We start from the raw sequence: 19826 nt of genomic DNA, 5'->3' as shown, positions 1-19826 counted from the left end.
GATGGTGATGTCAATCATTGTCCCCTGTTTAAACGAAGAGGAAGTACTTCCTCTTTTTTATCAGGCTTTGGAAGCTTTACTTCCAGATTTGGAAATAGAAATCGAGTATGTCTTTGTCGATGATGGATCGAGCGATGGGACCTTGGAACTTTTAAAGGCCTATCGGGAACAAAATCCGGCAGTGCATTATCTTTCTTTCTCACGAAATTTTGGCAAAGAAGCAGCCCTCTACGCAGGCTTGCAATATGCGACAGGAGATTTGGTGGTGGTGATGGATGCAGACCTCCAAGATCCTCCGAGTATGTTGCTTGAGATGAAAAATTTACTAGACCAGAATGCAGACTTGGACTGTGTTGGAACACGCAGGACCAGTCGGGAGGGAGAACCCTTCTTTCGTAGTTTCTGTGCTGATATCTTTTACCGCCTCATGCAAAAAATTAGCCCAGTAGCCCTGCCCTCAGGTGTTCGTGATTTTCGTATGATGAGAAGGTCTGTAGTCGATGCCATTTTAAGTTTGACTGAGTCCAATCGTTTTTCAAAGGGACTCTTTGCCTGGGTCGGCTTTAAAACCCACTATCTGGACTATCCAAATGTCGAAAGGCAGGCTGGCAAGACCAGTTGGAGTTTTAGGCAACTTTTTTTCTACTCCATTGAAGGGATTGTTAATTTTTCAGATTTTCCCTTGATTATCGCCTTTGTTGCAGGTCTCTTATCTTGCTTTGTTTCTCTAATAATGACCTTTTTTGTTGTGGTTCGGACTCTCATTTTGGGCAATCCGACATCAGGTTGGACCTCTTTGATGGCAGTCATTCTCTTTCTTGGAGGCATTCAACTCTTGACCATTGGGATTCTCGGCAAGTATATCAGTAAGATTTATCTGGAGACTAAAAAAAGACCACTTTATCTGATTAAAGAAAAAAGTGACCTTCCTGATTTTACAGAAAAAAATAAAGAGAAAAGACTATAATTTTACATGGAAATATGCTAAACTAGAGGGAGTGGATTATCGCCATTGATTTAGGCTTCCTGGTTTCCAATTAGGGCGCGAGTTGGGCAATTTTTAACAGCCTCTAAGACATCCTGACTAGGAGAAATTTCTTTTTCCAGCTGGTCAGGATCATCGTAAAAACGCACGATTCCATTATCGTGGTAATCAAATAAATCAGAATAAGTTTGGCAAAGCCCACAGGCGATACATCGTTCAGGTATAAGTGTGATTTTCATGTTCATATTTATATTGTAATAAGAAAAGTAAAAAAAAACAAGGAGTAGGGTATGGAAAAAGAACCGTGGCAAGAAGATATTTATGATCAAGAAGAATCAAGAGCAGAGCGTCGTAAGAGAACTCAAGGCAGAGATGTAGTGGCCAATCGTGTTTTGACGATTTTAGCTAGTATTTTCTTCGTGATTGTAGTCGTGATGATTATTGTTCTTATCTATCTATCATCGGGTGGGAGTAATCGCACAGCAGCCTTGAAAGATTTTCACGATTCTGATGCAAGTGTAGCACAAGTCTCATCTTCAAGCAGTTCCCATCCTGAGCAGAGTTCAGAGCCAGAATCTACTTCTGAACACTCGGAGGAAGCCACAGATCCAGAAGGGACGACAAAAGTCTTGGCTGGAGAAGGGGAAGCAGCCATTGCCGCTCGTGCTGGGATTTCCATTGCTCAGTTAGAGGCCTTGAATCCTGGGCATATGGCTACAGGATCTTGGTTTGCTAATCCAGGTGATGTTATAAAAATAAAATAGGAGCCGATATGAAAACAATTCAAATTGCTATTGATGGTCCTGCTTCCAGCGGTAAGAGTACGGTCGCAAAGATTATTGCCAAGGACTTTGGATACACCTACCTAGATACAGGTGCCATGTATCGTGCAGCGACCTATATGGCTCTCCAAAACCAGTTAGGAGTAGAAGAAGTCGAAGACCTTCTAGCCTTGTTGGACCAGCATCCAATCAGTTTTGGACGCTCAGAAATTGGAGAGCAGCTTGTCTTTGTAGGAGATGTGGATATTACACATCCTATTCGTGAAAATGAAGTGACCAATCATGTTTCTGCTATTGCAGCAATTCCTCAAGTGCGTGAGAAACTAGTTTCTCTCCAACAAGAAATTGCCCAACAAGGCGGGATTGTCATGGACGGTCGCGATATTGGGACTGTTGTATTGCCACAAGCAGAATTAAAAATTTTCCTAGTAGCTTCTGTTGATGAGAGAGCAGAGCGTCGTTACAAGGAAAATATTGCCAAGGGAATTGAAACAGACCTTGAAACCCTAAAAGAGGAAATTGCTGCGCGTGACTACAAGGATAGTCATCGTGAGACTTCGCCTCTCAAACAAGCAGAGGATGCTGTCTACCTTGATACAACTGGTTTGAACATTCAAGAAGTAGTTGAAAAAATCAAAGCAGAAGCTGAAAAAAGAATGTAAATGTAGAAAAGCCGATAGATGGATATCGGTTTTTTTCTAAATTTGTCAAAATGCTGATTTTAGGGTATAATAGTTGCTGTTCGAGAAATTTTGATTTTCAAAGAATAGTGAATGATGATAAGGAGAAACCATGAACAACCTACCAAATTGCCCACAATGTAATTCAGAGTATGTCTACGAAGACGGTGCCCTACTGGTTTGCCCAGAATGTGCTTATGAGTGGAATCCTGCTGAAGTTGCAGAAGTAGAAGAAGGTCTTGTCGCTATCGATGCCAACGGAAATAAATTGGCTGACGGTGATACTGTAACCCTCATCAAGGACTTGAAAGTAAAAGGTGCGCCGAAAGATTTGAAACAAGGGACGCGCGTGAAAAATATTCGCATTGTAGAAGGCGACCACAATATCGACTGTAAGATTGATGGCTTTGGTGCCATGAAACTCAAATCAGAGTTTGTGAAGAAAATTTAAGTATGTCAAAACACTATAAACTTGTATTTTATAGCCGTATCTTCTTGTTTCTAGCGGCTTTTACGGGAGTTTATCTTGAAATTACCAAGCATGGTGGTTTTGGGATGCTTCTCTATTACACGGTTCTGTCAAATCTGTTAGTAACTATTTTTACGCTCTATCTCTTAAAGGTTATGAGCCGTGTAGGTGAAAACTGGCAAAGACCAAGTCTCTTGCGCTTAAAAGGTGGAGTCACCATGAGTATCATGATTACCTGTGTGATTTACCATTTCCTCTTAGCGCCTATTGCGACTAATTTCTATACCCTAGAAAATTTCCTTTGCCACTATATCGTTCCCCTCTGGTTTTTCGCAGATACCCTCTTTTTTGACAAACAGGGTCAATACAAGATTTGGGATCCAATTGTGTGGACGATTTTACCCTTGCTGTATATGATGTTTGCTCTTTTTAATGGTTTGGTTTTAAAACTCAATATTCCAAATGCCAAGGATAATCCTTTCCCTTACTTCTTTTTGAATGTGAACAAGGGTTGGGATGTCGTATTCAAGTGGTGTCTGATTATCTTTGTTGCCTATATGGTGGCAGGATTTATCTTCTACTTTATCAAGCAAATCAAGAGAAAGTCATCCTAAGATACAAGGGATTCATTTTCTAGTTTAAGAAGGAGTCTACAAACCAATGGGACTTCTTCTTTTCTTGCTTTATAATTCTCAAAAGAGTAGAAGATTAAGAGAAAATATAGAAAGAGATTTCATGAAACAATTTTTAGAACGGGCCAGTATTTTGGCTCTCTCCCTCGTTTTGATTACGTCCTTTTCCATCTCGAGTGCCCTTCCAGCCATGTTTGACTATTATCAAGGCTATCCTAAGGAACAAATTGAGCTCTTGGCGAGCTTGCCTTCCTTTGGAATCATGATGATGTTACTACTAAATGGTTTCTTAGAAAAAATATTTCCTGAGCGCTTACAGATTAGTTTGGGCTTGCTGATTTTATCACTGAGCGGAACGGCTCCATTTTGGTATCAAGCCTATCCCTTTGTCTTTGGAACACGGATTCTTTTTGGTTTGGGTGTTGGGATGATCAATGCTAAGGCCATTTCCATTATCAGTGAACGCTATCAAGGAAAAACGCGAATTCAGATGTTAGGGCTACGCGGTTCTGCAGAGGTTGTTGGGGCTTCTCTCATTACCTTGGCAGTCGGCCAATTGTTGGCCTTCGGTTGGACAGCTACCTTCCTAGCTTATAGTGCTGGATTTTTGGTGCTGATCCTTTATTTGCTATTTGTCCCTTATGGAAAAGAAAAGAAAGAAGTCAAGAAAAAAACGAAGGAAGCAAGTTGCTTAACTCGGGAAATGAAGGGCTTGATTTTTACCTTAGCTATTGAAGCGGCAGTTGTAGTTTGTACCAATACGGCTATTACTATTCGTATTCCAAGTTTGATGGTGGAAAGAGGGCTTGGAGATGCCCAGTTATCTAGTTTTGTTCTTAGTGTCATGCAGTTAATCGGGATTGTGGCTGGTGTGAGTTTCTCTTTCTTGATTTCTATCTTTAAAGAGAAACTGCTCCTCTGGTCTGGTATTACCTTTGGCTTAGGGCAAATTGTGATTGCCTTGTCTCCATCCTTGTGGGTGGTAGTGGCAGGGAGTATTCTGGCTGGTTTTGCCTATAGTGTAGCCTTGACGACGGTCTTTCAACTTGTCTCTGAACGAATTCCAGCTAAACTCCTCAATCAAGCAACTTCATTTGCGGTTTTAGGCTGTAGTTTCGGAGCCTTTACGACCCCATTTGTTCTAGGTGCAATTGGCTTACTAACTCACAATGGCATGTTGGTCTTTGCCATTTTAGGCTCATGGTTGATTGTAACCTCTATCTTTGTCATGTACCTACTTCAAAAGAGAGCTTAGGATTGGTTTCCTAAGTTTTTCTTTCGGGATTTTTGTACCCATACAGTCTTTATTTTAGGACCTTGTCTACAGATTATTTTCTTGATAAAATAGAAGTTATGACGAGATATAAAGCAACTATTTCCTATGATGGTTACACCTTTGCTGGTTTTCAGCGCCAGCCTCATGCGCGTAGTGTTCAGGAAGAAATTGAAAAAACCTTGACCAGGTTAAATAAAGGGGAAGCCATTACTGTTCACGGTGCTGGTAGGACAGATAGTGGGGTTCATGCCCTGGGACAGGTCATTCATTTTGACCTTCCCTATCAGATGGATGAGGAAAAACTTCGCTTTGCCTTGGACACCCAGTCCCCTGAAGATATTGATGTGATTTCGATTGAGCTGGTAGCGGATGATTTTCATTGCCGTTATGCCAAGCATAGCAAGACCTATGAGTTTATTGTGGATAGGGGACGTCCCAAGAATCCTATGCGCCGTCACTATGCCACTCACTTTCCCTACCCACTCGATGTGGAACGCATGCAGATGGCAATCAAAAAGCTAGAAGGAACCCATGATTTCACTGGCTTTACAGCCTCTGGGACTAGTGTAGAAGATAAGGTTCGCACTATTACAGAAGCTAGCCTTAGGGTGGATGAGACAGGCCAGTTTTTGACCTTTACCTTTTCAGGAAATGGTTTCTTGTATAAGCAGATTCGCAATATGGTGGGGACGCTACTCAAAATTGGCAATAACCGCATGCCAGTAGAGCAGATTGACCTCATCTTGGAGAAAAAGGACAGGCAGCTTGCAGGTCCCACTGCAGCACCAAATGGTTTATATTTAAAGGAGATTCGTTATGAAGAATAATCGTATTTTAGCACTTTCTGGAAATGATATTTTTAGTGGTGGTGGTTTGTCAGCTGATTTGGCTACTTATACCTTGAACGGCTTGCATGGCTTTGTAGCAGTGACTTGTTTGACAGCCTTGACGGAAAAGGGCTTTGAAGTCTTTCCAACTGACGATACCATTTTTCAACATGAATTAGATAGCTTGCATGATGTGGAATTTGGGGGGATTAAGATTGGTCTTTTACCAACTGTCAGCGTAGCTGAGAAGGCTTTGGACTTTGTCAAGCAACGCCCAGGAGTTCCTGTAGTATTGGACCCTGTCTTGGTCTGCAAGGAAACGCACGACGTGGCTGTAAGTGAACTTTGCCAAGAGTTGATTCGCTTTTTCCCTTATGTCAGTGTGATTACACCTAATCTTCCTGAAGCAGAATTATTGGCAGATCAGGAAATTAAAACCTTGGAAGATATGAAGGCTGCAGCGCAGAAATTGCATGATTTAGGAGCGCCAGCAGTCATTATCAAGGGAGGCAATCGCCTTAGTCAGGACAAGGCTGTGGATGTCTTTTATGACGGACAGACCTTTACAGTCCTAGAAAATCCTGTCATTCAAGGGCAAAATGCTGGTGCAGGTTGTACCTTTGCCTCAAGTATTGCCAGTCACCTAGTCAAAGGTGATGAACTTTTACCAGCAGTAGAAAGCTCTAAGGCTTTCGTTTATCGTGCCATTGCACAAGCAGATCAGTATGGAGTAAGACAATATGAAGCAAACCAAAACAACTAAAATCGCCCTTGTATCCTTATTAACCGCCCTTTCTGTGGTTCTAGGTTATTTCTTAAAAATCCCAACACCGACAGGAATTCTAACTCTTTTAGATGCGGGTGTTTTCTTTACGGCATTCTACTTTGGTAGTCGTGAAGGGGCTGTAGTCGGAGGACTAGCAGGTTTCTTGATTGACCTCTTATCAGGCTATCCTCAGTGGATGTTCTTTAGCTTGGTCAACCATGGCTTGCAGGGATTTTTTGCAGGATTTAAAGGAAAAACTCAGTGGTTAGGCCTTATCTTAGCAACGATTGCCATGGTAGGGGGTTACGCCTTGGGTTCTACATTGATGAATGGCTGGGCTGCAGCTCTACCAGAAATTTTACCAAATTTCATGCAAAATATGGTAGGGATGATTGTAGGATTTATTCTTAGTCAAAGTATCAAGAAGATTAAGTAAAGAGGCTGTGGAGAAAGTCCTAAGAATTAGAAAAAATGCATAGTATCAGGTGTTGAAAAAACTTGATACTATGCGTTTTATTGTGGGAAGATTTTCCTCATTTTCTAGTGAAATTGAACTTTTTCTAACATCTTTTTATAGATTACTTCTTAATCAATTATCATTTCCATTGTTGTTTCTTGGGGTTTCATCCCTTGTCTTTGATAAAAGCGGAGAGCACCCTCGTTATCATTCCAGACACTTAGGGTTAGATTATGGCAGCCAATTTCTTTAGCATAATTGAGAGCGAATTGATAGAGTTGTTCACCAATTTTTTGACCACGAGCATTTTGATCTACACATAAATCTTCGATAAAAAGGGTTTTGATTTCCTGGAGAACAGGATTATCTGTTTTATCTTTTATGGTACAAAATAGGTGTCCGAGAACTTGTCCCTTCTCATCTTCAAAAACAAAAATAGGGGTATGTTCTTGAGAGAGAATGGTTTGCAACTCAGAGGAACTATATTTAGTCCCAGTTTGCTTAAAAATATCTGGTCTAGCTTGGTGGTGAACCGTAAGGATTTGTTGTAATAAATCGAGTAATTTAGGAATATCTTCTTGTTTAGCTTTTCGAATAGTCATGAAATGTATCCTTAATTAAAAATATTTTTATTAGTTTAGCATAATAGCAGAAAAATGATAATAAAATAGCCCCTAGATATTTTGAAAGGAAAGCATAGGGGCTATATAGTTTAATCAAAATAAAGCAAGTCTTTGCTGGTGCTTGTAAAGAGGTCAAATCCATTCTTAGTGACAACACCGCAGTCTTCGATACGGACACCGACTTTACCCGGGATATAGATACCTGGTTCAACAGAGAAGCACATGCCTTCTTCGATGACCATATCGTTTCCTTCCATGATAGATGGGAATTCGTGGACATCCATACCGATACCGTGACCGAGACGGTGGTTGAAGTACTCGCCGTAACCAGCTTTTTCGATGACCTCACGGGCAGCGCGGTCCACTTCATGGGCAGTCACACCTGGTTTGATAAAGTCAAGAGCAGCTTGTTGGGCTTCAAGAGTCAAGTTGTAAATGTCTTTCTTGAATTGGTCAGGTTTACCAACAGCGACCGTACGAGTCATATCTGACGCATAGCCGTTGACTAGAACACCAAGGTCAAAGAGGAGAAGAGCGTTATTTTCAACTTTGTTTGCTGCTGGAATACCGTGTGGATTTGCAGCATTATCACCAGTCAAGACCATGGTATCAAAACTCATTTCATAACCTTCACGTTTCATAGCAAAGTCAATTTGGGCGATGATATCTGTCTCAGTCTTATCAAGAGAAATATTGTCAAAACCAACCTTAACAGCCTTGTCCGCATAGAGACCTGCAACCATCATTTTTTGCACTTCGTCAGCTGATTTGATGAGGCGCATGCGTTGGATACGAGGAGTGAGGTTGTCAAACTCAGCAGTTTCAAAAACTGTTTTCAAGCCATGGTATTTGGTCAAGATGAGATTGTCAAACTCAACAGCGACACGTTTGAAGTTAAGTTGTGGAAGAGCATGTTTCATTTTTTGCCATGGATTTTCAGAATCCACATAGCCCACAACTGGGAAGGAAACAGTGCTGCTTGCACGCTCAACCTCAAGGGCTGGGACAAAGAGGAGAGGTTCCTGATCTGCTAGGACAAAAAGGAACATTTGGCGTTCATGGGGATCACTGTAAAAGCCAGTGAGGTAATTGATTGTGACGGGGTCAGATACGACAGCGACGTCTAGTTTTTCTGATTCAAGATATGTTACGATTTGTTGTAATTTAGACATAAGCTACCTTCTTTCTATCCCTCTATTTTGGCAAAAAAAGAGAGAAAATGCAAGGGAGAAGGGTAAAAGAAAAGACAAAAAGAACTCCGACAAGATAACGGAGTTCTTTGATATAGTTTCACTTTGTTTAAGAAAAGTCAGCCTTGCTTTTGACGTCGCTGTATTCCTCAGCGATTTCTTGGCTGAGAATGTCCTCATAGGCAGGGAGTTGGATGTCCTGACCATATTTCTTCTTGAGGGCAGTAGTGACTAGGCGATAAGCCAGATTGGCATTACGAGAGAGGATAGGTCCGTGGAAGTAGGAACCAAAGACATTCTTATAATGAACCCCTTCGCCGACTTTTTCTTCGTTATTTCCATTTCCATAGACAACCTGTCCCAGTGGTTTTTGGTCATCTGAGAGGAAGGTACGGCCCTGATGATTTTCAAAACCATAGTAGGTTTCATCGAAATCTTCATTGTGAATCTTGATGTCACCGATAAAACGGTTATTGGTCTGGTTGAGGGTGTAGTGACCCATGACTCCTAGCCCTTCGATGCGTTTGCCTGAAGCTTCAACATAATACTGACCCAATAGTTGGAAACCACCGCAGATAGCGAGAACCACACCGTCGTTTTGGATGTAGTTGTCAATGCTCTCTTTTTTAGCAGGTAGGTCGTCTGCAATAATACTTTGTTCAAAGTCTTGACCGCCACCGAAAAAGGCGATGTCGTAGTGATTTTCATCAAAATCATCATGAAGTGAAACGATGTCAACCGTCACATGGGCTCCCAGTTTTTCAGCCACATACTTGAGCATGAGGATGTTTCCATTGTCCCCGTAGGTATTCATGAGGTTTCCGTAGAGGTGGGCAATGTTGAGCTGATAGGGGTAATTGCCAGCTTTTGAGGAAAGTGAAGTATAAACCATTAGTTCATCTCCTTTCTAACAATCTGACGACTAGCCAGCAGTTCGCGGAATTCGAGCATAGCAGTATAGGTAGCCAGAATATAAGCATGCTTGCAGTCTTGGTTCTCAATGGTCTTAAGAACTTGTTCCAGACTACTTGTTTCAGTGATTTTATCAGCTGGATAGCCAGTTACTCGTAGACGACGTGCGATTTCAGAATGGCGAACACCGCCAGCATTGATTTCGGGAATGTCCATGTCAGTGATTTGTTCAAAATCAGCATCCCAGATCCAGCTGGTATCAATACCGTCTGCGTAGTTGGCATTGAGGAGGACAGATAGGCTAAATGGATAAGGAGCTAGTTTAATCATCTCGATAGCTTGAGTTGCACCGACTGGATTTTTAATCAAGACGAGGGTACATTCCTTGTCCCCGATATGGAAAGTTTCTTGGCGTCCAAAGACAGCACGACTTTTATCAAATCCCTGCTTGATTAGTTGTGAATCTGCACCAAGGAAACGGGCGATGGCAACCGCAGCTAGGGCGTTGTAGATATTGTAGAGACCACCGATTTGAATACCGTATTCTTGGCCGTCAATGACAAAGCGAGAGCGATTGTTGGTTAACTCAACCAAGTTTGTCAAACGATAGTCGAGTTCAGGACGTTTACATCCGCAGCCTTCACAGATATAGGCACCCAAGTTTGCATAGGTATTATGCTCGTACTTAAGGATGCTGTGGCAATCAGGGCAGAGAATCCCTTCGGTATTATAGTGAGCCAGCTGGGCTGGCCCTTTCTCCAAGTCAAAACCAAAATACTCTACAGGATTTGGAATAGCTGGCTTGTAGAAAAGTGGACTGTCTCCATTAAGGAGAACAGTGGCAGTAGGCACCTTACGAATAGCATCCAAAATCATGTTATAGGTAGTATAGATTTCACCGAAACGGTCCATCTGGTCACGGAAGATATTGGTGATGACGAAGAGACTTGGCTGGATGTAGTCACAGATATGAGATAGACTGGCTTCATCAATTTCTAAGACGGCAATATTTTTTCCAGTTTTAGAAGGCTTGGCTGTTAAGAAGGTTGTCGCAATCCCTGTGATCATGTTGGCACCGCTTGGGTTGGTCAGAACTTGACCATAAACCTCTTTTAAAATGCCGACAGTGAGGGCAGTTGTCAGGGTTTTTCCATTGGTTCCAGTGACCACGACAATCTCGTAGTTCTTAGCTAGGTTTTGTAAAATATCTTTATCAAATTGAAGGGCAAGTTTTCCTGGTAGCGTACTTCCACGTCCAAGACGGCTTAAAATGAAGTGGGAAGAACGCCCAGCAAGAAGGCCCAAAGTAGTTTTTAAGTTCATGTTTCTATTATATCACAAAAGAGGGAAAAGACAGATTTGGTGTTTCGCAGAAGCAAAAACAGCCCAAAGAGGGCTGTCAGTTAAGATGAGATTTCAACTTAAATCGCAAACAAGTCATTCAAGTTCTCAGCCAAGGTTGGGTGAGTGAAGATTTGTTTTGTGAAGTAAGTGTAAGGAATCTTGTTGTCCATAGCAACAGTGATGATGTTGATGATTTCTTGAGAACCTTCTGAGAAGATGCTTGCTCCAAGAATTTCTTTTGTTTCAGTATTGACAACAGCTTTGAAGGCACCGCGAAGGTCTCCATTTACGTGACCACGAGGCATTGCTGCAACAGGGATTTCCTTCACAGCGTATGGAAGTTTCAAATCAGCTGCTTGGCTTTCAGTCAAACCAACTTGTGAAAGGGCAGGTGTGATGAACATAGTATTTGGTACATTGAGACGGTCTTCAAGTGTGTAGCTGCCATCTCCAGCAAGGTAGCTGTAAACAACACGGAAGTCATCAAGTGAAATGTAAGTAAATTGAAGTCCACCGTTGACATCTCCCACTGCAAAGACACCAGGAACGTTTGTTTGACAGTGTTTGTCTACTTTAATAGCACCACGTTCAGTTAGTTCAATATCTGTATTTTCAAGTTGAAGTGGTTCTACATTTGGTTTGCGTCCAGTTGCATAGAGAAGGGCATCGAAACGGTAAGTTTCGTTTTCAGTCACGACAAGGACTTGGTCACCGTCATTTTTGATTTCAGTAGTATGGATATTTTGAAGCAATTCAATGCCATCTTCTTCCATGTATTGTTTAGCAAGAGCTGCGATGGAAGGTTCTGCACGAGGAAGGAAAGTATCCAAGGCATCTAGGACTGTGACCTTACTTCCAAGTTTGTTGTAAAGGCCAGCAAATTCAAGACCGATATTTCCACCTCCAAGGACTCCAAGTTTTTCAGGCAATTTGTCCAAGTTTTGGATACCTGTTGAGTCAAAGACATTCTTGCTTGTAGCAAGTCCAGGGATTGGCAAGACGTTTGAAACAGCACCAGTGTTGATGACGATTGTTTCAGCAGTCAGTTCTTTCTTTTCATCACCAGCTTGGATTTCGATGACTTTATTTGAAAGGAAGTGAGCTTCCGCATCAAAGATATCTACGCCTGTACCAGCAACAGTAGCATAGTTTTTACCGTTAAGGCGACCAGTGATAGTGTTTTTGGTAGCAATGACTTCTTCAAAAGACAAGCCCTTCTCAGCAGCAACTAGCAAGGTTTTAGTTGGGATACAACCGATGTTGATACAAGTTCCACCGTACATAGCTTTGCTACGTTCAACGAGGGCAACTTTTTTGCCAGCTGAAGCCAATTTACCTGCTAGTGTTTTACCAGCTTTACCAAATCCGATAACGATTAAATCATAAGTTAACATTTATCTTCCTCCTATTCGAATTTCATTCTAGCACAAGAAAAAAACTTTTGCACAATTCTGCTACGAAAAAGACAGAAAAAGATAAAAACGCTTTCCAGACAAAAAACTAGTAATTTTTTGACAAGCTTGATAAACTAAAATCCTATCTATTTTTATATAAGATAGAATAAATGTTCGAAAATAGGAGGTTTTATGAAATCGAATCGTTATATTATTGCCTTTGCTGGGGTCATTTTACACTTAATGCTGGGTTCGACTTATGCTTGGAGTGTTTATCGCAACCCTATTATTGAAAAAACGGGATGGGATCAGGCTTCTGTTGCCTTTGCCTTTAGTCTAGCAATCTTTTGTTTGGGCTTATCGGCTGCATTTATGGGGCGTTTGGTAGAAAAATTTGGTCCGAGAGTCATGGGGAGTCTATCTGCCTTTCTATACGCAGGTGGAAATATCTTAACAGGATTTGCAATAGACCGTCAGGAACTGTGGTTGTTGTATCTCGCTTATGGTATTTTAGGTGGGCTTGGTTTGGGAGCCGGCTATATTACTCCTGTGTCAACGATTATAAAATGGTTTCCTGATAAACGTGGTCTCGCAACAGGTTTAGCGATTATGGGGTTTGGTTTTGCTTCTTTATTGACTAGTCCCATAGCGCAACATCTCATCGCAGGGGTAGGGCTTGTAGAAACTTTTTATATTTTAGGTGCAAGTTACTTTATTATCATGCTCCTAGCTTCACAATTCATTAAGCGTCCAAATGAGCAAGAGCTTGCAATTTTATCTGTTTCAGGGAAAGAAAAAATAGCCTCTTTGACGCAAGGAATGGCTGCAAATCAGGCCCTGAAAAGCAATCGGTTTTATATACTCTGGATTATTTTCTTTATCAATATAGCTTGTGGTTTAGGCTTAATTTCAGCGGCATCGCCAATGGCACAGGAGATGGCTGGCTTGTCTACAAGTCATGCAGCAGTAATGGTGGGCGTTTTGGGGATTTTCAATGGGTTTGGTCGCTTGCTCTGGGCGAGCTTATCTGACTATATCGGTCGCCCCCTAACCTTTAGTATATTACTGCTTGTCAATCTTTTCTTTTCTCTCTCACTTTGGCTCTTTACAGATTCCGTTTTATTTGTAGTCGCTATGTCTATTTTGATGACTTGCTATGGAGCTGGTTTTTCATTGATTCCAGCTTATCTCAGTGATATTTTTGGAACAAAGGAATTGGCCGCTCTGCATGGTTATATTTTAACAGCTTGGGCAATGGCTGGTTTAGCAGGACCTATTTTATTAGCAGAGACTTATAAAATGGCTCATTCTTACACACAAACCTTGTTCGTTTTTATCATTTTATATAGTATTGCCTTGGCTTTGTCTTATTATTTAGGTCGTTCAATCAAAAAGGAAAGCCAAAAACCGCTTACATGATTTTCTAGAGAAATTGGGCTATCTTTTGCTCTGGTCTTGTGTTATACTAGATAAGTTGCAAAGAAAACAGTACTTTTCTTTTGTGGAAAAGAAGCAACACGATTTTGTATCCAGTATATGAAAATACGTCATAAAAAGAAAAGTATAAACTAAGCCCTATAGGGTGGCTTCGCACCACCTTTAGAAAGAAGAATAACGTGAAATTTAATGAATTAAACTTGTCTGCTGATTTGCTAGCAGAGATTGAAAAAGCTGGTTTTGTAGAAGCCAGTCCGATCCAAGAACAAACTATTCCCTTGGCCCTTGAAAGCAAGGACGTTATCGGTCAAGCTCAGACTGGTACAGGAAAAACTGCAGCCTTTGGCTTGCCAACCCTTGAAAAAATCCGTACAGAAGAAGCGACCATCCAAGCTTTGGTTATCGCTCCAACTCGTGAATTAGCTGTGCAAAGTCAAGAAGAACTCTTCCGATTTGGTCGTAGTAAGGGAGTCAAAGTACGCTCAGTATATGGCGGATCAAGCATTGAAAAACAGATTAAGGCTCTTAAATCTGGTGCCCATATCGTGGTGGGAACTCCAGGTCGCCTCTTGGACTTGATTAAACGCAAGGCCTTGAAATTACAAGATATTGAAACTCTTATCCTTGACGAAGCCGATGAAATGCTCAACATGGGCTTCCTTGAAGATATCGAAGCTATCATCTCCCGTGTCCCTGAAAACCGTCAAACCTTACTTTTCTCAGCAACTATGCCAGATGCTATCAAACGTATCGGTGTTCAGTTTATGAAAGAACCTGAGCATGTCAAGATTGCGGCTAAGGAATTGACAACAGAATTGGTTGACCAATACTATATCCGTGTTAAGGAACAAGAAAAATTTGATACTATGACTCGTCTTATGGATGTGGAACAGCCTGAGCTTGCTATCGTATTTGGTCGTACAAAACGCCGTGTAGATGAATTGACTCGTGGTTTGAAAATTCGTGGCTTCCGTGCAGAAGGAATTCATGGCGACCTAGACCAAAACAAACGTCTTCGTGTCCTTCGTGATTTTAAAAACGGTAATCTGGATGTTCTAGTTGCGACGGACGTTGCAGCGCGTGGCTTGGATATTTCAGGTGTGACCCATGTCTATAACTACGATATTCCACAAGATCCTGAAAGTTATGTTCACCGTATCGGTCGTACAGGTCGTGCTGGTAAGTCAGGTCAGTCTATTACTTTTGTTGCTCCAAACGAAATGGGCTACCTCCAAATCATTGAAAACTTGACTAAGAAACGCATGAAAGGTCTCAAACCTGCAAGTGCAGAAGAAGCCTTCCAAGCAAAAAAACACGTAGCTCTCAAGAAAATTGAACGTGATTTTGCAGATGAGACTATCCGTGCCAACTTTGAGAAATTTGGTAAGGATGCTCGTAAGTTAGCTGCCGAATTTACTCCAGAAGAATTGGCAATGTATATTTTGAGTCTGACAGTCCAAGACCCAGATAGCCTTCCTGAAGTGGAGATTGCGCGTGAAAAACCACTACCGTTTAAACCGTCAGGTAATGGCTTTGGTGGTAAAGCTAAGGGAGGTCGTCGTGGAGATGACCGTCGTGATAATCGCCGTGGAGACAACCGTCGTGGTGGTCGCCGTGATGATTTCAAAAAAGGAAGTCGTGTCAATGACCGTTTTGATAAAGACAGACGTTACCGTAATAAAGACAATAAAAAACCACGCAATACTTCAAGTGAAAAGCAAACAGGCTTTGTTATTCGTAACAAGGGCGATAAATAAGAAAAAGCGATTCAAAATGAATCGCTTTTTTATATAAGGAGACCGAATGTGAAAAAAGATAAATAAAATTGTTGTATTATCTTTTTATAATGTTATGATACACAAAAACAGGCAACTTGTCAATAGAAAAGGGAAAATTTAATTAAAAATATTCTGGTTTTTAAAAATTGCAAGTCAATAAGGAATTTTCAGATAATTATTGAAAAAGAGACGTTTTTATGTTATAATGATAGCGATTAAATTCGAGGTGAAAAATGGCACATTTATTAGAAAAAACAAGAAAGATTACATCAATTTTGAAGCGCTCAGAGGAGCAGTTGCAGGATGAGCTTCCTTACAACGCTATTACGCGTCAGTTAGCGGATATTATTCATTGCAATGCCTGCATTATCAATAGTAAGGGACGTCTGCTTGGCTATTTTATGCGTTATAAAACAAATACAGATCGCGTAGAGCAATTCTTCCAAACTAAGATTTTCCCAGATGACTACGTTCAAGGGGCTAATATGATTTACGAAACAGAAGCAAACTTGCCTGTTGAGCATGATATGAGTATTTTCCCTGTTGAGAGTAGAGATGATTTTCCAGATGGCTTGACGACCATTGCACCGATTCATGTATCGGGGATTCGCCTTGGTTCTTTGATTATTTGGCGTAATGATAAAAAATTCGAAGATGAAGATTTGATTTTGGTTGAGATTGCCAGTACCGTTGTTGGGATTCAGCTTCTTAACTTCCAGCGTGAAGAAGATGAGAAAAATATCCGTCGCCGTACTGCTGTTACCATGGCGGTTAATACCCTTTCTTACTCCGAACTCCGTGCTGTTTCAGCAATTTTAGGGGAGTTAAATGGAAATGAAGGGCAGTTAACTGCGTCTGTAATTGCAGACCGTATCGGAATTACCCGCTCTGTGATTGTCAATGCCCTTCGTAAACTTGAGTCTGCGGGAATTATTGAAAGTCGATCACTTGGAATGAAGGGAACCTACCTTAAGGTCTTGATTTCAGATATTTTTGAAGAAGTGAAGAAAAGAGATTACTAATGACTAAAGCTTTGATTTCGATTGATTATACAGAAGATTTTGTTGCCGACAGTGGTAAATTGACAGCAGGTGCTCCAGCTCAAGCTATTTCGGAAGTCATTAGCAAGGTGACTCGATTAGCTTTTGAACGCGGTGATTACATCTTCTTTACCATTGATGCTCACGAAGAAAACGATTGTTTTCATCCAGAAAGTAAACTATTTCCTCCTCATAATCTGATTGGGACTAGTGGACGCAATTTATACGGAGACTTGGGGACCTTTTATCAAGAGTATGGTTCAGACAGTCGTGTCTTTTGGATGGATAAACGCCATTACTCAGCTTTTTCAGGGACTGACCTGGATATCCGTTTGAGAGAGCGTCGAATTTCTACAGTTATCTTAACAGGAGTCTTGACGGATATCTGTGTCCTGCATACAGCTATCGATGCCTATAATCTAGGTTATGATATCGAGATTGTTCAACCAGCTGTTGCTTCCATCTGGCCTGAAAATCACCAATTTGCCCTAGGTCATTTCAAAAATACACTTGGAGCTAAGTTAGTAGATGAAAATCTAAATGAACTTTCTGAGCAATTTGGTTGATGAAATAGAAAATTTTTGAAAAAAAGTGTTGACAAGGATCCCAAAAGTTGATATACTAGTAAAGTAATCGACGCGGGGATGGCGGAATTGGCAGACGCGCAGGACTAAGGATCCTGTGACCGCTTTAGGTCGTGAGGGTTCAAGTCCCTCTCTCCGCATAGGAAAAGAGTTAGCTTAGGCTAGCTCTTTTGTATTTCTCTAAAAAATTAGAATCCAGTCAAATGTAGTGGAGAATCAGCGAAAATATGGGAAAACTAATCCTTGTTTCTGCTTTTGTATAGAAGAATAATAAAGATTATCTTCTTCAAATTCTCCGATATTCTCTAAAGTTTTGTGCAAGTTGCACAGAACTTTTTTGTTTTTTTGGTCACCTTGCCATAGAAATGTAAAGCGTTTTCATATATAATGTAATTATCAAAAGACAAAAGGAGTTCACCTCATGGTAGAATTAAATCTTAAAAATATTTACAAAAAATATCCAAACAGCGAACACTATTCAGTTGAAGATTTCAACTTGAACATCAAAGATAAAGAATTTATCGTTTTCGTAGGACCTTCAGGATGTGGTAAATCAACTACACTTCGTATGATTGCTGGTCTTGAAGACATCACAGAAGGTACTGCATCTATTGATGGCGTGGTTGTCAACGACGTAGCTCCAAAAGACCGCGACATCGCCATGGTATTCCAAAACTACGCTCTTTACCCACACATGACTGTTTACGATAACATGGCTTTCGGTTTGAAATTGCGTAAATACAGCAAGGAAGATATCGATAAACGTGTGCAAGAAGCAGCTGAAATTCTTGGATTGAAAGAATTTTTGGAACGTAAACCAGCTGACCTTTCAGGTGGTCAACGTCAACGTGTTGCCATGGGTCGTGCGATCGTCCGTGATGCAAAAGTATTCTTGATGGACGAACCTTTGTCAAACTTGGATGCTAAACTTCGTGTATCAATGCGTGCTGAAATTGCGAAAATCCACCGTCGTATCGGAGCTACAACTATCTACGTAACTCACGACCAAACAGAAGCGATGACACTTGCAGACCGTATCGTTATCATGTCAGCAACTAAGAACCCTGCTGGTACAGGTACTATCGGACGTGTAGAACAAATCGGTACTCCTCAAGAAGTTTACAAAAATCCAGTGAACAAATTCGTTGCAGGATTCATCGGAAGCCCAGCTATGAACTTCATCAACGTGAAATTGGTTGGAAGCGAAATTATTTCAGACGGTTTCCGTTTGAAAGTTCCAGAAGGAGCATTGAAAGTTCTTCGCGAAAAAGGCTACGAAGGTAAAGAATTGATCTTCGGTATCCGTCCAGAAGACGTGAATGCAGAACCTGCTTTCCTTGAAACATTCCCAGACTGTGTTGTAAAAGCGACTATCTCTGTATCAGAACTGCTTGGTTCAGAATCTCACCTATACTGCCAAGTTGGTAAAGACGAATTTGTTGCTAAAGTTGATGCTCGTGACTACTTGCAGACAGGTGCAACAGTTGAGCTTGGATTTGACTTGAACAAAGCACACTTCTTTGATGTAGAAACTGAAAAAACAGTCTATTAAAATAAATAAAATTCAAAGCACTACAAGAAAAGATATCTCTTTATCAATTGTAGTGGAGAGATATCAGTTAATCTAGGGAGAGAAACAAAATGCTTCTCTCCTTTTTGCTAGGGAAGTCATATTATGCATCTATCTTGTGATGTCCCTGAGATAAAAATGATCATCTTATTTGGCTTATAGGGTGACTAGCAGATGAAATACGGTTTTCTCTTTCTTCTTTACTAGAAAATATGGTATAATAGAGAGTAAAAACTTTGAAAGAAAGAAAAAGATGAATTTAAAAGATTACATTGCAACAATTGAAAATTATCCAAAGGAAGGGATTACCTTCCGTGATATTAGTCCTTTGATGGCTGATGGGAATGCTTATAGCTACGCTGTTCGTGAAATTGTTCAGTATGCTACTGACAAGAAAATCGACATGATCGTGGGACCTGAGGCTCGTGGTTTTATCGTGGGCTGTCCAGTTGCCTTTGAGTTGGGAATTGGTTTTGCGCCTGTTCGTAAGCCAGGAAAATTGCCACGCGAAGTCATTTCTGCTGACTATGAAAAAGAGTACGGTGTTGATACCTTGACTATGCATGCGGATGCCATCAAGCCAGGTCAACGTGTTCTTATTGTAGATGACCTCTTGGCAACAGGTGGAACTGTTAAGGCAACCATCGAGATGATTGAAAAACTTGGTGGTGTTGTAGCAGGTTGTGCCTTCCTTGTTGAATTGGATGAATTGAACGGCCGTGAAAAAATCGGAGACTACGATTACAAAGTTTTGATGCATTATTAATGAAAAACAGTCCCTAGGGCTGTTTTCTCTACATTAGGATATAAAAATAGACTATAGCTAGTTAGAGAAAAACTATAATTGAAAACTATATCTTCTTACAGTATAATAAAAGGAACAAGTGTTTGAGATTTAGTTTCATACTCAATGAAAATCAAAGAGCAAACTAGGAAACTAGCCGTAAGCTGCTCAAAGTACAGCTTTGAGGTTGCAGATAAAACTGACGAAGTCAGTAACATATACGTACGGCAAGGCAACGTTGACGCGGTTTGAAGAGATTTTCGAAGAGTTTCAAACATATGCAATGATTCCTGAAA

At 40.9% G+C, this 19826-nt stretch carries 22 protein-coding genes and 1 tRNA gene; 17 read left to right on the top strand and 6 right to left on the bottom strand.

Going from position 1 to position 19826, the window contains the following annotated elements; all coding sequences use genetic code 11:
* The first annotated feature begins 1 nt into the window (after position 1).
* On the top strand, positions 2–967 hold the full coding sequence (locus HW098_RS00605; protein WP_176138987.1) for a glycosyltransferase family 2 protein: 966 nt from the start codon (positions 2–4) through the stop codon (positions 965–967).
* Positions 968–1017: 50 nt separating this feature from the next.
* Here the strand turns inward: HW098_RS00605 and HW098_RS00600 are convergent, their stop codons facing one another.
* On the bottom strand, positions 1018–1224 hold the full coding sequence (locus HW098_RS00600) for a ferredoxin (protein WP_000705155.1): 207 nt from the start codon (positions 1222–1224) through the stop codon (positions 1018–1020).
* A gap of 51 nt (positions 1225–1275) precedes the next feature.
* Here HW098_RS00600 and HW098_RS00595 point away from each other — a divergent pair, with 51 nt between their 5' ends.
* From HW098_RS00595 to HW098_RS00560, 8 genes are all read left to right on the top strand, one after another.
* A complete protein-coding gene (locus HW098_RS00595; RefSeq protein WP_050311568.1) occupies positions 1276–1749 on the top strand; it encodes an SAG1386/EF1546 family surface-associated protein in 474 nt (157 codons plus the stop codon).
* A gap of 8 nt (positions 1750–1757) precedes the next feature.
* Positions 1758–2429: a (d)CMP kinase gene (cmk, locus tag HW098_RS00590; RefSeq protein ID WP_050311567.1), complete on the top strand. Its 672-nt coding sequence runs from the start codon at positions 1758–1760 to the stop codon at positions 2427–2429.
* Between the two features lie 130 nt (positions 2430–2559).
* Positions 2560–2898, top strand: coding sequence for a zinc ribbon domain-containing protein YjdM (locus HW098_RS00585; protein ID WP_176138951.1), 339 nt, complete (start codon positions 2560–2562; stop codon positions 2896–2898).
* Positions 2899–2900: 2 nt separating this feature from the next.
* Complete coding sequence (locus HW098_RS00580; protein ID WP_173226970.1) at positions 2901–3530, top strand: Pr6Pr family membrane protein; 630 nt, start codon at positions 2901–2903, stop codon at positions 3528–3530.
* Positions 3531–3651: 121 nt separating this feature from the next.
* The gene (locus HW098_RS00575; RefSeq protein ID WP_176138950.1) at positions 3652–4803 is read left to right on the top strand and encodes an MFS transporter; all 1152 of its coding nucleotides are present in this window, start codon (positions 3652–3654) and stop codon (positions 4801–4803) included.
* 98 nt (positions 4804–4901) lie between these two features.
* Complete coding sequence (truA, locus tag HW098_RS00570; RefSeq protein ID WP_176138949.1) at positions 4902–5651, top strand: tRNA pseudouridine(38-40) synthase TruA; 750 nt, start codon at positions 4902–4904, stop codon at positions 5649–5651.
* Positions 5641–6414: a bifunctional hydroxymethylpyrimidine kinase/phosphomethylpyrimidine kinase gene (locus tag HW098_RS00565; RefSeq protein ID WP_176138948.1), complete on the top strand. Its 774-nt coding sequence runs from the start codon at positions 5641–5643 to the stop codon at positions 6412–6414. The genes truA and HW098_RS00565 overlap by 11 nt, the downstream gene beginning before the upstream one ends.
* Entirely contained in the window at positions 6392–6853 is a 462-nt protein-coding gene (locus HW098_RS00560) for an ECF transporter S component (protein ID WP_000814989.1), read from the top strand. Before HW098_RS00565 ends, HW098_RS00560 begins: the two co-directional genes overlap by 23 nt.
* A gap of 149 nt (positions 6854–7002) precedes the next feature.
* On the opposite strand, the gene HW098_RS00555 is transcribed toward HW098_RS00560, so the two are convergent.
* The 5 genes from HW098_RS00555 to HW098_RS00530 all read right to left on the bottom strand — a co-directional run bounded on the left by HW098_RS00555 (position 7003) and on the right by HW098_RS00530 (position 12337).
* Positions 7003–7476, bottom strand: a complete 474-nt coding sequence (locus HW098_RS00555; protein ID WP_176138947.1) for a GNAT family N-acetyltransferase — start codon at positions 7474–7476, stop codon at positions 7003–7005.
* Positions 7477–7586: 110 nt separating this feature from the next.
* On the bottom strand, positions 7587–8669 hold the full coding sequence (locus tag HW098_RS00545) for a Xaa-Pro peptidase family protein (protein ID WP_176138946.1): 1083 nt from the start codon (positions 8667–8669) through the stop codon (positions 7587–7589).
* A 127-nt stretch (positions 8670–8796) separates the two neighbouring features.
* Positions 8797–9579 (bottom strand): lipid II isoglutaminyl synthase subunit GatD, encoded by a 783-nt coding sequence (gene gatD, locus HW098_RS00540; RefSeq protein WP_000263163.1) that lies wholly within the window; start codon positions 9577–9579, stop codon positions 8797–8799.
* Positions 9579–10922: a lipid II isoglutaminyl synthase subunit MurT gene (gene murT, locus HW098_RS00535; RefSeq protein WP_173306917.1), complete on the bottom strand. Its 1344-nt coding sequence runs from the start codon at positions 10920–10922 to the stop codon at positions 9579–9581. Before murT ends, gatD begins: the two co-directional genes overlap by 1 nt.
* Positions 10923–11020: 98 nt before the next feature.
* Positions 11021–12337: an FAD-containing oxidoreductase gene (locus tag HW098_RS00530; protein ID WP_000958960.1), complete on the bottom strand. Its 1317-nt coding sequence runs from the start codon at positions 12335–12337 to the stop codon at positions 11021–11023.
* A 192-nt stretch (positions 12338–12529) separates the two neighbouring features.
* On the opposite strand from HW098_RS00530, the gene HW098_RS00525 reads away from it, so the two are divergent.
* From HW098_RS00525 to HW098_RS10690, 8 genes are all read left to right on the top strand, one after another.
* The gene (locus HW098_RS00525) at positions 12530–13756 is read left to right on the top strand and encodes an OFA family MFS transporter (RefSeq protein ID WP_101514714.1); all 1227 of its coding nucleotides are present in this window, start codon (positions 12530–12532) and stop codon (positions 13754–13756) included.
* Between the two features lie 197 nt (positions 13757–13953).
* Positions 13954–15531 carry a DEAD/DEAH box helicase gene (locus tag HW098_RS00520; protein ID WP_176138945.1) on the top strand — a complete coding sequence of 526 codons (1578 nt, stop codon included), beginning with the start codon at positions 13954–13956 and terminating at the stop codon, positions 15529–15531.
* Between the two features lie 254 nt (positions 15532–15785).
* Positions 15786–16574 carry a GTP-sensing pleiotropic transcriptional regulator CodY gene (gene codY, locus HW098_RS00515; protein ID WP_000940732.1) on the top strand — a complete coding sequence of 263 codons (789 nt, stop codon included), beginning with the start codon at positions 15786–15788 and terminating at the stop codon, positions 16572–16574.
* Complete coding sequence (locus HW098_RS00510) at positions 16574–17158, top strand: cysteine hydrolase family protein (protein ID WP_176138944.1); 585 nt, start codon at positions 16574–16576, stop codon at positions 17156–17158. The genes codY and HW098_RS00510 overlap by 1 nt, the downstream gene beginning before the upstream one ends.
* Positions 17159–17230: 72 nt before the next feature.
* Positions 17231–17316: transfer RNA gene (locus HW098_RS00505), tRNA-Leu, on the top strand.
* Between the two features lie 281 nt (positions 17317–17597).
* Positions 17598–18728, top strand: coding sequence for a sn-glycerol-3-phosphate ABC transporter ATP-binding protein UgpC (gene ugpC, locus HW098_RS00500; RefSeq protein ID WP_000229957.1), 1131 nt, complete (start codon positions 17598–17600; stop codon positions 18726–18728).
* 271 nt (positions 18729–18999) lie between these two features.
* A complete protein-coding gene (locus tag HW098_RS00495; protein WP_001049318.1) occupies positions 19000–19512 on the top strand; it encodes an adenine phosphoribosyltransferase in 513 nt (170 codons plus the stop codon).
* Positions 19513–19656: 144 nt separating this feature from the next.
* Positions 19657–19782 (top strand): hypothetical protein, encoded by a 126-nt coding sequence (locus tag HW098_RS10690; RefSeq protein WP_275690321.1) that lies wholly within the window; start codon positions 19657–19659, stop codon positions 19780–19782.
* The last annotated feature ends 44 nt before the right edge of the window (positions 19783–19826 follow it).

The sequence above is a fragment of the Streptococcus sp. 1453 genome, from assembly GCF_013276955.1.
In the GTDB taxonomy this organism is placed as follows: Bacteria; Bacillota; Bacilli; order Lactobacillales; family Streptococcaceae; genus Streptococcus.
The sequence above is the reverse complement of the archived record's forward strand: the minus strand, read 5'-3'. Positions and strand labels throughout refer to the sequence as shown.

Bases quoted from the DNA above. Each gene is read 5' to 3' on its own strand.
- HW098_RS00605 (WP_176138987.1), top strand. From the start codon at position 2: ATGGTGATGTCAATCATTGTCCCCTGTTTAAACGAAGAGGAAGTACTT.
- HW098_RS00600 (WP_000705155.1), bottom strand. From the start codon at position 1,224: ATGAAAATCACACTTATACCTGAACGATGTATCGCCTGTGGGCTTTGC.
- HW098_RS10690 (WP_275690321.1), top strand. From the start codon at position 19,657: ATGAAAATCAAAGAGCAAACTAGGAAACTAGCCGTAAGCTGCTCAAAG.
- HW098_RS00575 (WP_176138950.1), top strand. From the start codon at position 3,652: ATGAAACAATTTTTAGAACGGGCCAGTATTTTGGCTCTCTCCCTCGTT.
- cmk (WP_050311567.1), top strand. From the start codon at position 1,758: ATGAAAACAATTCAAATTGCTATTGATGGTCCTGCTTCCAGCGGTAAG.
- HW098_RS00595 (WP_050311568.1), top strand. From the start codon at position 1,276: ATGGAAAAAGAACCGTGGCAAGAAGATATTTATGATCAAGAAGAATCA.
- HW098_RS00560 (WP_000814989.1), top strand. From the start codon at position 6,392: ATGAAGCAAACCAAAACAACTAAAATCGCCCTTGTATCCTTATTAACC.
- HW098_RS00525 (WP_101514714.1), top strand. From the start codon at position 12,530: ATGAAATCGAATCGTTATATTATTGCCTTTGCTGGGGTCATTTTACAC.
- gatD (WP_000263163.1), bottom strand. From the start codon at position 9,579: ATGGTTTATACTTCACTTTCCTCAAAAGCTGGCAATTACCCCTATCAG.
- murT (WP_173306917.1), bottom strand. From the start codon at position 10,922: ATGAACTTAAAAACTACTTTGGGCCTTCTTGCTGGGCGTTCTTCCCAC.
- HW098_RS00555 (WP_176138947.1), bottom strand. From the start codon at position 7,476: ATGACTATTCGAAAAGCTAAACAAGAAGATATTCCTAAATTACTCGAT.
- HW098_RS00545 (WP_176138946.1), bottom strand. From the start codon at position 8,669: ATGTCTAAATTACAACAAATCGTAACATATCTTGAATCAGAAAAACTA.
- codY (WP_000940732.1), top strand. From the start codon at position 15,786: ATGGCACATTTATTAGAAAAAACAAGAAAGATTACATCAATTTTGAAG.
- truA (WP_176138949.1), top strand. From the start codon at position 4,902: ATGACGAGATATAAAGCAACTATTTCCTATGATGGTTACACCTTTGCT.
- HW098_RS00565 (WP_176138948.1), top strand. From the start codon at position 5,641: ATGAAGAATAATCGTATTTTAGCACTTTCTGGAAATGATATTTTTAGT.
- HW098_RS00585 (WP_176138951.1), top strand. From the start codon at position 2,560: ATGAACAACCTACCAAATTGCCCACAATGTAATTCAGAGTATGTCTAC.
- HW098_RS00510 (WP_176138944.1), top strand. From the start codon at position 16,574: ATGACTAAAGCTTTGATTTCGATTGATTATACAGAAGATTTTGTTGCC.
- HW098_RS00530 (WP_000958960.1), bottom strand. From the start codon at position 12,337: ATGTTAACTTATGATTTAATCGTTATCGGATTTGGTAAAGCTGGTAAA.
- HW098_RS00580 (WP_173226970.1), top strand. From the start codon at position 2,901: ATGTCAAAACACTATAAACTTGTATTTTATAGCCGTATCTTCTTGTTT.
- ugpC (WP_000229957.1), top strand. From the start codon at position 17,598: ATGGTAGAATTAAATCTTAAAAATATTTACAAAAAATATCCAAACAGC.
- HW098_RS00495 (WP_001049318.1), top strand. From the start codon at position 19,000: ATGAATTTAAAAGATTACATTGCAACAATTGAAAATTATCCAAAGGAA.